This window comes from Noviherbaspirillum autotrophicum (genome assembly GCF_000818395.1).
GTDB lineage: Bacteria > Pseudomonadota > Gammaproteobacteria > Burkholderiales > Burkholderiaceae_D > Noviherbaspirillum > Noviherbaspirillum autotrophicum.
The window spans coordinates 2,989,472-3,001,202 of sequence record NZ_JWJG01000028.1 but is presented as its reverse complement, the minus strand read 5'-3'; the positions used below and the strand labels follow the sequence as shown (position 1 = coordinate 3,001,202).

At 63.0% G+C, this 11,731-nt stretch carries 10 protein-coding genes; 2 read left to right on the top strand and 8 right to left on the bottom strand.

Annotated elements, in window-relative coordinates; translation table 11 throughout:
* From TSA66_RS15090 to ugpQ, 8 genes are all read right to left on the bottom strand, one after another.
* Window positions 1-541, bottom strand: a 541-nt coding sequence (locus tag TSA66_RS15090) for an acyl-CoA dehydrogenase family protein (protein ID WP_198358820.1), incomplete at its 3' end; no start/stop codon positions are given.
* Between the two features lie 156 nt (window positions 542-697).
* Complete coding sequence (locus TSA66_RS15085) at window positions 698-1,627, bottom strand: electron transfer flavoprotein subunit alpha/FixB family protein (RefSeq protein WP_040040578.1); 930 nt, start codon at window positions 1,625-1,627, stop codon at window positions 698-700.
* Window positions 1,628-1,653: 26 nt separating this feature from the next.
* A complete protein-coding gene (locus TSA66_RS15080) occupies window positions 1,654-2,403 on the bottom strand; it encodes an electron transfer flavoprotein subunit beta/FixA family protein (protein ID WP_040040577.1) in 750 nt (249 codons plus the stop codon).
* A 251-nt stretch (window positions 2,404-2,654) separates the two neighbouring features.
* Complete coding sequence (locus tag TSA66_RS15075) at window positions 2,655-2,888, bottom strand: sulfurtransferase TusA family protein (RefSeq protein WP_040040576.1); 234 nt, start codon at window positions 2,886-2,888, stop codon at window positions 2,655-2,657.
* 92 nt (window positions 2,889-2,980) lie between these two features.
* A complete protein-coding gene (locus TSA66_RS15070; protein ID WP_052452355.1) occupies window positions 2,981-3,496 on the bottom strand; it encodes an NUDIX domain-containing protein in 516 nt (171 codons plus the stop codon).
* Window positions 3,493-6,120: an alanine--tRNA ligase gene (gene alaS / locus TSA66_RS15065; protein ID WP_040040574.1), complete on the bottom strand. Its 2,628-nt coding sequence runs from the start codon at window positions 6,118-6,120 to the stop codon at window positions 3,493-3,495. Before alaS ends, TSA66_RS15070 begins: the two co-directional genes overlap by 4 nt.
* Before the next feature lie 153 nt (window positions 6,121-6,273).
* A complete protein-coding gene (locus tag TSA66_RS15060; RefSeq protein WP_052452354.1) occupies window positions 6,274-6,861 on the bottom strand; it encodes a hypothetical protein in 588 nt (195 codons plus the stop codon).
* Window positions 6,862-6,976: 115 nt separating this feature from the next.
* Window positions 6,977-7,741, bottom strand: a complete 765-nt coding sequence (gene ugpQ / locus TSA66_RS15055; protein WP_040040573.1) for a glycerophosphodiester phosphodiesterase — start codon at window positions 7,739-7,741, stop codon at window positions 6,977-6,979.
* Window positions 7,742-7,855: 114 nt separating this feature from the next.
* Here ugpQ and TSA66_RS25655 point away from each other — a divergent pair, with 114 nt between their 5' ends.
* A complete protein-coding gene (locus TSA66_RS25655) occupies window positions 7,856-10,489 on the top strand; it encodes a sensor domain-containing protein (protein ID WP_198358818.1) in 2,634 nt (877 codons plus the stop codon).
* Window positions 10,471-11,709, top strand: a complete 1,239-nt coding sequence (locus TSA66_RS15045; protein WP_040040572.1) for a CaiB/BaiF CoA transferase family protein — start codon at window positions 10,471-10,473, stop codon at window positions 11,707-11,709. The genes TSA66_RS25655 and TSA66_RS15045 overlap by 19 nt, the downstream gene beginning before the upstream one ends.
* The last annotated feature ends 22 nt before the right edge of the window (window positions 11,710-11,731 follow it).

The window sequence follows — 11,731 nt, the reverse complement described above, 5'->3', positions numbered from 1 at the left end:
GCACTGCGCGCGAACGTACCAGCGCCAGGTCGGAGCCCGCCTGCGGCTCGGTCAGGTTCATCGTGCCGGTCCACTTGCCGGAGATCAGGTTAGCGAGATAAATCCGCTTCTGTTCTTCGCTACCCGCGGTCATCAGCGCCTCGATGGCGCCGTCGGTCAACAGCGGGCACAGCGCGAATGACAGGTTGGCGGAATTGAGCATTTCGATGCATGGCGTCGCCACCAGCTTCGGCAAGCCCTGGCCGCCGAATTCGACCGGATGCTGCACGCCTTGCCAGCCCGCTTCGCCGAACGCCTTGAACGCTTCCTTGAAGCCCTTGGTGGTGGTGACCTGTCCATCGTGCCAGTAGCTCGGCTCCTTGTCGCCCGCAACATTCAGTTCCGCAACGACTTCGCCGCAGAACTTTGCATTCTCTTCCAGGACAGCTTCGACAGTTTCCGGGCTGGCGTCTTCGCAGCCGGGCAATGCATTCACTTCAGACAGACCTGCAAGTTCGTTGATTACGAACAGCATGTCCTTCAACGGGGCGACATAGCTCATGGGGGCTCCAAAAAAAATAGGCAGGACTGCGGGAATTATTGCGGAGCGACCGGAAAAATCCTGTCGTGTCCGCGACAAACCCGGCAAGCCTGCCCGGTATTTTCAAATAATTATTCTTGTACGCGGGCCGCTTGCCGCCCGCTGATTCTTTGCTTCTTAACCGAGCTCTGCAACAAGTTGCGGCACGATTTCGAACAGATCGCCGACGATGCCGTAGTCGGCCACGGAGAAGATCGGCGCTTCCGGATCCTTGTTGATCGCCACGATGGTCTTGGAATCCTTCATGCCGGCCAAATGCTGAATCGCGCCCGAAATACCCACGGCGATGTACAGCTGGGGAGCCACGATCTTGCCAGTCTGACCAACCTGCCAGTCGTTCGGCACGAAGCCGGCATCGACTGCCGCACGCGACGCACCCATGGCTGCGCCCAGCTTGTCGGCCAGCGGCTCGAGGATCTTGAAGGCTTCGCCCGAACCCATGCCGCGACCGCCGGACACCACGATCTTGGCGGCAGTCAGTTCTGGACGGTCGGACTTGGCCAGTTCGCGCGACACGAAAGCGGACTTACCGAAGTCGCCTGCAGCAGCCACGTTTTCGATGGCAGCCGAGCCGCCGGCGGCGGCAGCGTCAAAGCCGGTACCCCGGACGGTGATGACCTTCACGTTGTCGGTCGATTGCACGGTCGCAATCGCGTTACCGGCGTAGATCGGGCGCTCGAAGGTATCGGGCGATTCGACCTTGGTGATTTCGGAGATCTGGCCGACGTCCAGCTTGGCGGCCACGCGCGGGGCGATATTCTTGCCGTAGGCGGTGGCCGGCGCCAGGATGTGCGAATAGGCCGATGCCAACGCAAGAACTTGCTCGGCGACGTTCTCGGCAAGGCCGTCGGCAAAGTGCGCAGCGTCGGCAACCAGAACTTTGGATACGCCAGCGATCTTCGATGCGGCTTCAGCGGCAGCGCCGCAGTTGTGGCCGGCGACCAGGACGTGGACATCGCCACCACATTGGGCGGCAGCGGTGACGGTGTTGAGAGTGCTTCCCTTGAGCGAAGCGTTGTCGTGTTCAGCAATGACAAGTGCGGTCATGATAGTTTTTTCCTGATCTGAAATTATTAGATGACTTTCGCTTCGTTCTTGAGCTTGCCAACCAGCGTGGCCACATCCGGCACCTTGATGCCGGCAGAGCGCTTCGGCGGCTCGGCAACCTTCAGGGTTTTCACGCGCGGCGCGACATCCACACCCAAATCGGCCGGCTTGACGGTTTCCAGCGGCTTCTTCTTGGCCTTCATGATGTTCGGCAGGGTGACGTAACGCGGTTCATTCAGGCGCAGGTCGGTGGTCACGATGGCCGGCAGTTGCAGCGCCACGGTTTCCAGGCCGCCGTCCACTTCGCGGGTCACGGTGGCCTTGCCATCTTCCAGTGTCACTTTCGAGGCAAAGGTCGCCTGCGGCCAGCCCAGGAGGGCTGCCAGCATCTGGCCGGTCTGGTTGCAGTCGTCGTCAATGGCCTGCTTGCCGAGGATGATCAGTTGCGGCTGCTCCTTGTCGGCCAGCGCCTTGAGCAGCTTGGCCACGGCCAGCGGCTGCAGTTCGGCATCAGATTCAACCAGGATGCCGCGGTCCGCGCCAATTGCCATCGCAGTGCGCAGGGTTTCCTGGCATTGGGTCACGCCGCAGGAAACGGCGACCACTTCGGTTACCTTGCCGGCTTCTTTCAGGCGAGTCGCTTCTTCCACCGCGATTTCATCGAACGGATTCATCGACATCTTGACGTTGGCAATGTCGACGCCCGTGCCGTCGGACTTGACCCGCACTTTGACGTTGTAGTCCACCACGCGCTTGACTGGAACCAAAACTTTCATAAGTTTGCCTTTGCAAAAAACAATTGACGTTAACGTAAACCGAACCGTGATTATAAGAGAGAACCTGAAGCGTTGACGGAATTTAGCACGACCGTTCTATTAATTGGTAGAGAGTATGCACTAAAACGCATGAAAAATCCAAGATCGCCGATGAGAGTTGCCTGGTGGCACAATCCACAGGCAAACCGCGCAGAAATGGCGGTTCGGGAAGAGAGACGCAAGGCGGTGAACAGCCCGTGCGGCATGCCTTCTTACTTGCGCTTCATGAAGAAGATGAATTCCTGATCGAGTTCGCTTTGCTCGACCAGCGTATTCCCGGTCTGGCGCGCGAAAGCCTGGAAATCGCGGACGGATCCGGGGTCGGTGGCGATGACACGCAAGATTTCACCGCTGGCCATTTCTGCCAGTGCCTTCTTGGCTTTCAAGATCGGCAGCGGGCAGTTCAAGCCACGAGCATCCAGCTCTTTATGAAATTCCATGGTCATTGCTCTGAAAAGAGGATTGCAGATCGCGAAATTCTACCGTAAATATGGGAGTATTTGTGCGACGCAACAAGCAATAGCCAGTATTCATGCCGTCAGGCGGCGGGCAAGTCGATGAATTCGACCGGCAAGCCGCGGGCGCGCATCCAATCGGCTACCGCATATCCGGTCCCGGCATGCCAGGGCCGCAGCTTTTCCGGGGCGACCAGCCGATACTCGACGAGTTCCGGCGACAGCCGGATTTCGCCGCTTGCCTTGACATGGTAGGCAATGATGACTTCATTCTTGCGGATGAATTCGTAGACGCCGATCAGCTTGATCTCGCTGGCGTCGAGATCGGTTTCTTCCTTGAGTTCGCGTGCCACGCCCTGTTCGGGCGTTTCGCCACGCTCCATGAAACCGGTGACAAGAGCAAACATCTTTTCCGGCCACGCGGCATTGCGCGCCAGCAGAATCCGCCCATCGATCTCGACCAGCGCAGCCAAGACCGGCAGCGGGTTGTCCCAGTGCGTCCAGTGCCCGTCCGGGCAGGCGAGGCGGAGCTTGCCGCCCTCACCTTCATCCGCGCGCTCGATGAGCGGCGCAGCGCACATGGGACAAAAGCGCATCATGCGCGCTGGCGCACCCAGTCGGTGACACCGTCGAGCGCCTTCGGCAAGCCCGCCGGGTCAGTGCCGCCGGCCTGGGCCATGTCGGGACGCCCGCCACCCTTGCCGCCGACTTGCTGCGCGACGAAGTTGACCAGTTCACCCGCCTTCACCTTGGTGATCGCGTCCGACGTCACGCCGGCGATCAGGCTTACCTTGCCGTCGTTGACAGTGGCCAGCACGATGGCAGCGGTCTTCAGCTTGTCTTTCAGCTTGTCCATCGTCTCGCGCAATGCCGGCACGTCGGCGCCGTTCAGCGTTGCGGCCAGCACCTTGATGCCGTTGACATCGACAGCCTTGGCGAACAGTTCGTCACCCTGGGCGGAAGCGAGCTTGCCCTTGGCCGCGGCGAGTTCCTTCTCCAGCGACTTCACCTGGTCAAGCACGCTGCCAATCCGGGAGGGAAGCTCGGACGGCGTCGCCTTGAGGGTGCCGGCCATCTGGTTCACGGTCGATTCCAGCGATTGCAGATAGGCCAGTGCGTTGTCGCCGGTGATTGCCTCGATACGGCGCACGCCGGCGGCCACACCACTTTCCGAAACGACCTTGAACAGGCCGATGTCGCCGGTGCGCTGCACGTGGGTGCCGCCGCACAATTCGCGGCTCGAACCGATCGACAGCACGCGCACTTCGTCGCCGTATTTTTCACCGAACAGCATCATCGCGCCCGTTTTTTGCGCATCCTCGATCGGCATCACCTTCGCCTGGGTCGCTTCATTGGCGAGGATTTCGGCGTTGACGATCGCTTCCACCTTGCGGATCTGCTCCAAAGTCATTGGACCGTTGTGCGCGAAGTCGAAGCGGGTACGCTCGGCGTTGACCAGCGAGCCCTTCTGCTGCACGTGTGCGCCGAGCACTTCGCGCAGCGCCTTGTGCAGCAGGTGCGTCGCGCTATGGTTACGCATGGTCTTCGCGCGTTTTTCGGCATCGACGCGGGCGACGATCGTATCGCCCACCTTGATCACGCCTTCGGCGATGCTGCCGTGGTGGCCGAACACGTCGGCCTGGATCTTGATCGTGTCTTCCACGAGGAAGCGCGCAACGGCGTTGCGCAGCTCGCCGGTGTCGCCGACCTGGCCGCCAGACTCCGCGTAGAACGGGGTGTGATCGAGCACGATGACTGCATCGTCGCCGGACTTCGCTTCCGTAACCTGGGTACCGTCGACGTAGATCGCGGTCACTTGCGCCGTTTCGTGGATCAGCTTCTCGTAGCCATGGAAGGTGGTCGGGCTGCCACTGTATTCGAGGCCCTGCGCCATCTTGAACTTGCCGGCTTCGCGTGCGCGCTGGCGCTGCTCGTCGAGCAGCACATTGAAGCGCGCCTCGTCCACCGTCACGCCGCGCTCGCGGCAGACGTCGGCGGTCAGGTCGACCGGGAAGCCGTAGGTGTCGTGGAGCTTGAACGCGGTGTCGCCGTCGATCTGCTTGGTGCCCGTTGCCAGCGCCTTTTCCAGGATTTCCATGCCGTTGGCGATGGTGCGGAAGAACGCATCCTCTTCCTGCTTCAACACTTCGGTCGCGCGCTTTTCGTTCTGGCGCAATTCCGGATAGGCGTCGCCCATCTCGGCCACCAGCGCCGGCACCAGCGCGTGGAAGAACGGCTTGCGCGCGCCGAGCTTGTAGCCGTGGCGGATGGCGCGGCGAGCGATACGGCGCAGCACATAGCCGCGGCCGGCATTGCTCGGGATGACGCCGTCGACCACCGTGAAGGTGCAGGCGCGGATGTGGTCGGCGATCACTTTCAGCGACGGCGACGCCTGGTCGCAATCGCCGGCGCCGGCCGCATCAACCGCCTTTTTCGCGGCAGCCAGCAGATTCACGAAGGTATCGATCTCGTAGTTGCTGTGCACGTGCTGCAGCACCGCCGTGATCCGCTCCAGGCCCATGCCGGTGTCGACCGAGGGTTTGGGCAGCTTGTGCATCACGCCTGCCTCGTCGCGGTTGAACTGCATGAACACGTTGTTCCAGATCTCAATGTAGCGGTCGCCGTCTTCGTCGGGCGATCCGGGCGGGCCGCCGGCGATCTCGGGGCCGTGGTCGTAGAAGATTTCGGTGCAGGGGCCGCACGGTCCGGTGTCGCCCATCATCCAGAAGTTGTCGGATGCATAGCGCGCACCCTTGTTGTCGCCGATGCGCACGATGCGCTCGGCGGGCACGCCGACCGTCTTGTGCCAGATGTCGTAGGCTTCGTCGTCTTCCGCGTAGACGGTGACCCACAGCTTATCCTTGGGCAGCTTGAACACTTCGGTCAGCAGCTCCCAGGCGTACTGGATGGCGTCGTGCTTGAAGTAGTCGCCAAAGCTGAAGTTGCCCAGCATTTCGAAGAAGGTGTGGTGGCGCGCGGTGTAGCCGACGTTTTCCAGGTCGTTGTGCTTGCCGCCGGCGCGGATGCATTTCTGCGCCGTCGTCGCGCGCGTGTAGGGCCGCTTGTCGAAGCCCAGGAACACGTCCTTGAACTGATTCATCCCGGCGTTGGTAAACAGCAGGGTCGGGTCGTCGCCCGGCACCACCGGACTGGACGGAACGATGGCGTGGCCCTTGGACTCAAAAAACTTCAGGAATTTGTCGCGGATCTCAGACGATTTCATGTTCTAGGCGAAAGGTGGAATGCGTTGCAAACCGTTGATTATACGTGATAACCCTCGCCCGTCGAGGCATGGCCCGGAGTGTCAAAATAAAAAGCCCGCCGGTTAAATTCCGGCGGGCTTCGCGGTGTCGAGCCTCAGTGAATTGGTACTTGATCAACCGCGGTGCTGCAGGTCGTGCCGCTCGTGGCGGATGCGTTGCGACTGGCGGTTTTCACTGCGTTGCACCTGTCGTTGCTCGAATCTGCCAACGTGTCCGTCACGGCCATCGCGGAACTCTTGCCGGGCGACGCCGGCTTGCCCGCGTTCCATCCTGGCCGCTTCGCGCTTGGTCAGCGAACCGTCCTTGAGGCCGTTCGCGATGCGCTGTTCCTGGTTGACATTGCGCTGCACATCGGCCTGCATGCGGCGGCTGGAGGCGGAACCGGGATTGCCGGTCTGCGCATCGTGCTTTTCGGCGCGGATGTCGCGGCTGGCGCGGTCCTGCATGCGCTCAATGCGGCTCTTTTCGGCATTACTCAATCTGCCGTCCTTCAGGGCATGTGCCTGGGCGCGGTCGATCTGCGCTTCTTCGCGCTCCAGCCGCGCGGCCTCGCGCGTCGTGAGCTGACCGGATTGCAGGCCGTTTTCGATGCGCTGCTGCTGGCGGACGTCGCGCTGCGCTTCGGCGCCCGCGCTTTGCGCAAACACGGGGACGGCCAGGAAGGCGGCCAAAAGAACGGGGATCATGCGTGCAGTCTTCATTGTCGTTTCCTTTCGTTGGGTCGGCATGAGCAGTTGCCCATGTCGCCTTCAACGCAAAAGCGGCGCCTGCGCCGACTGCAAAGTTGTAAGCAGTGTAACCGGGCGTAACGACGGATTACGCAAAGTCCGGGCCGATCAGGTCGATGCGGTCGGTGCAAAAGGCATCGACGCCCCAGGAAAGGATTTCATGGGCGCGTTGCGGCGTATTGACGGTGTAGCAGAGCAAGCCGACGTCCTGCGCCTTGATCGCGCACGCCAGCCGTTCGGTGAGGTGCCGGTGGTTGGTGTGCAGCGCCACCGCCTCCAGCGCACGCAGACGCTCTTGCCAATCGGGCGGAACGGTGTCGAGCAGGAAGCCGCGCGGGATGCCGGGGGCGGCTTCCTTTGCCGCTTGCAGCGCGTCGAACGAGAATGATGAGAAAAGTGGCAGCACCGAATCATTTCTGCCGGGCACATGAGCGGCGATTTCCGCCGCAAACAGGCGCTGTGTCAGCGCTGCCACCACGTGGCCGGTGTGGGTTTCAACGCCGGGCGCAGGCTTGATTTCGACGTTCATCCAGATGTTGTTTGCCTTGCAGAATGCAACAACCTGCTCGAAGGTCGGCACCGGCTCCCCGGCGAATTGCGGGCCAAACCAGGAGCCGGCATCCAGCGCCGCCAGCTCGGCGGCCGGGGTGTCGCACACACGGCCGCGGCCGCGCACCGTGCGGCCGAAATCCGGATCATGCATCAGCACCGGCACGCCGTCGCCCGACAGCATGACGTCGAATTCGACGGCATGAAAGCCGTGCGCCAGCCCGCAACGCATGGCCGCCAGCGTGTTTTCCGGTGCGAGCGTGCCGCCGCCGCGATGCGCAATGATCCTAGGATAAAACCACATGGCTTGATCAATATCTCGGAATGATCTGCAACGGCACGTAGTCTAATCCCAATCTTTCTCTTGATGCGAACGATTTGCGCCGCTGCGGCGGAAGTGGTTCGCGCCCGCCCGGACATGCCAACTGACCGCACCCAGCAAGCGCCCTCCGACACGTCCCACTTTCTGTTTCCGGCCGAATGGCACGCGATTGCCGCCGTCTGCGACGACGCGCACACCGGTCTGCTATTCATGCGGAATGGAATCATTACTCGTGTTAATAACGTGCTGGCAGAGCTGCTCGGCGTCGATGCGGCGCAACTGGTTGGCCGGCCGGTCGCGGCCATCCTGGCCGGCGCCGGCCCCGATATTTCCATTGCAAATCGGAATCCCACCCACCCAGCCACATCCGGCCAGACCGTTTGCCTGACCGGCAGGGATGGCCACCCGATCGAATTTGACGTCACCGCCAGCCAGTTCGACAACATGTCGGACGCCGCCGGCACGGCATGGATACTGCACCCCGCAGCGCACATGGGCGGCGGCTCCAGCCACATGTTCCAGGCGCAGGAGATCATCGATCTGCTTCCCGACCCGGTGCTGATCTGCGCTGGCGATTCGACCATCCGCTATGCCAGCCCTGCGTTTTCCCGCCTGCACGGCGGCCCGGACAATGGCCTTGATCAATCGCGCCTGCTGGATCTGGCGCACCCGGAGGACCGTTCCCGGCTGGAGCAGACATTCGGCGCACTTGCCGGCAGCGTCGAAGCGACGCTGGCATTGCGCCTGCGCGGCCAGGATGGCCGTTGGCGGCAGTACACTGGCCACGCGCGCGCGCTAGGGCGCGGTGACGCCGGCGCCGTGCTCGTCGCCCTGCACGACGTCACCGAGCAGGCGCAGGAGCTGCAAGGCGCGGCGGCCGACAGGAAGCGGCAGCTGCACTACCTCAATCGCCTGCTGCGCCTGGCGCAACAGCCGCATCCGCAGGCGGATTCGGCGCTGAAAGTGATCCTGAAGGCGGCAGCCAAGGCGCTTGGTGCGCACCGCTGCGGCTACTGGGAAACCGGCCCCGAGCCGTCCGCCTCGCACTGCGTGATGGCATACGATGAAGTGCGCCAGAACCTGGTAACCGAGGCGTCCGAGGCAACAGAAGCGGCCGGCGCGATGAATGCACAGGGCACTGACGCCTTGCATCCGCTACTGCGGCAAGTCCTGAACGACGGGCAAGCCCTGGTGGTGACCGACGTCGACCAGGACCCGCGCACCGCACTCGCATGCGAATACTTTCACACCGCATCGGTCAAGGCCGTGATGATCGTGCCGGTACGTGGCGCCGGGGAAGGCGCGGGACTGCTGATGCTCTCCCAGCTGCAAACGCCGCGCGCCTGGCGCAAGGACGAGGCCGAGTTCGCCATTCAATGCGCCGGGCTGATTGCGCTGGTCTTCGAAGAAGCCGCGCGCGCACGGGAAAAAACGCAGCCACACCGGCATGCGCACCAGGACAGCCTGACCGGACTGCCGAACCGGCAATTCCTGTTCGAGCGCGCAGCCGACATCTTTCCGCGCATGGCGGCCAATTCGACCTCGCTGGCGGCATTCTTCATCGACTTGGACGGACTGAAGCACGTCAACGACGCGCTCGGCCATGCCATCGGCGACGAGCTGCTCAAGGCGGTGGCGCTGCGCCTGAAAAACATCGTACGCAAGGACGACGTGCTGGCGCGCCTGGGCGGCGACGAATTCATGCTGCTGGCACAGAACCTGAACGACATGCGCATAGCCGAAGACATCGCGCAGCAGGTCGTCGACGCGATGAACGCGCCGTTCTCGCTGCGCGGCCATGAGCTGCAGGTGTCGGTCAGCGTCGGCATCGCGCTGTACCCATTCGACGGCGGCGACATCGACACGCTGATGAAAAAGGCCGATATCGCGCTGTACCACGCCAAATCCGGCGGGCGCAACCGCTACCAGATGTTTTCGCCGCGCCAGAGCGGCCGCGTGTCCAAGCAATCGGTGCTGGAAGGCGAGCTGCGCCGCGCGATCCGGGAGCGCGAACTGCAGCACTACTATCAGCCGCAGATCGATCTGCGTACCGGCAAGGTGCGCTGCGTCGAAGCGCTGCTGCGCTGGCATCATCCGCGCCAGGGCCTGCTGCTGCCGGCGGCCTTCCTGCCGCTGGCGGAGCGCTCCGGGCTGATCCAGACTATCAGCAAATGGGTGATGAACGACGCCTGCGACCAGCTGGCCGCGTGGCACGACAAGGGGCTGGAACGCTTCAATATCGCGATCAACCTGGCAGCCGGCCAGCTGGCCGACAACAACCTGGCGTCGGTGCTGGAGGAGGCGCTGGACCGCACCGGCGTGACGCCGGCGCAGCTGGAGTGGGAAGTGCAGGAAAACACCGTGATGCAGCACGAAGCCATGGACACGTCGCTGCTGGACCGCATGGTGGAGATGCAGGTGGCGCTGAGCATCGACGATTTCGGCACGGGTTACTCGAATCTGGGCTACCTGCGGCGCTATCCGGTGCGTAAGGTTAAAATCGACCGCAGCCTCATCCACAGCCTGCCCGACGAAGGGGACGGCCGCGCCATCACCGATGCCATCATCATGATGGCGCAGCCGCTAGGCCTGGATGTGGTTGCCGAGGGCGTAGAGACGCCGCAGCAGATGGAATACCTGCGCGCGCGCGGCTGCCATATCGCCCAGGGCTTTTACTTTACCCAACCACTCACCGCAGACCAGTTCGAAACATGGCTGATTCGCCACTGAAAAAAGCATTAGGACATATCCGCGTACTCGACCTGACCCGCGTGCTCGCGGGCCCCTGGTGCGCGCAGAACCTGGCGGACTTGGGCGCCGACGTGATCAAAATCGAGCGCCCCGGCGCCGGCGACGACACCCGGCACTGGGGCCCGCCCTACCTGAAGGACGGCGAGGGGCGCGACACCACCGAAGCGGCCTACTACCTCGCGGCCAACCGCGGCAAGAAATCCGTCACGCTCGACATCGCCACGCCCGCAGGCCAGGAAATCGTGCGGGCCCTTGCGCGCCAGTCGGACGTGGTGCTGGAAAACTACAAGGTCGGCCAGTTGAAGAAGTACGGGCTCGACTACGAGTCCCTGCAGCGTGAAAAGCCGGACCTGATCTACTGTTCGATCACTGGCTTCGGCCAGAACGGTCCGTATGCGCAGCGCGCCGGCTACGACTTCATCGTGCAGGGCATGGGCGGCTTCATGTCGGTCACTGGCGAGCGCGACGACCTGCCGGGCGGCGGACCGCAGAAGGCCGGCGTGGCGATCTCCGACCTGATGACCGGCATGTACGCGACGATCGCGGTGATGGCCGCGCTCGCGCACCGCGACCGCACAGGCGCTGGCCAGTACATCGACATGGCGCTGCTCGACGTGCAGGTGGCGATGCTGGCCAACATGAACACCAATTACCTCGCCAGCGGCAATCCGCCCACGCGCTGGGGCAACGCGCATCCGAACATCGTGCCGTACCAGACCTTCGCGACCGCCGACGGCCACATCATCGTCGCGGTGGGCAACGACGGCCAGTACAAGAAGTTCGTCGAAGCCGGCGGCCAGCCGTGGCTGGCGGTCGACGAGCGCTTCGCGACCAACCCGATGCGGGTGCGCCATCGCGATACGCTGGTGCCGCTGCTGGCGGACATGGTTCTGACCAAGTCCAAGCAGGAATGGATCGACCTGCTGGAAGCGGCCGGTGTGCCTTGCGGCCCGATCAACAATCTCGACGAAGTGTTCGACAATCCGCAGGTTCAGGCACGCGGCATGCGCGTCGATCTGCCGCACCCGACCGGCGGCATGGTCAAGCTGGTGGGCAGTCCGATCAAGATGTCGGCAACGCCGCCCCGGTACGACGCCCCGCCGCCCCTGCTGGGACAGCATACGCAGGAAGTGCTGGGCGGCTTGCTGGGCAAGAGCGAGGCGGAGATTGCGGCATTACGGGAAAAAGGCGTGATCTGAAGCGCTCCCTCTCCCGCGGACG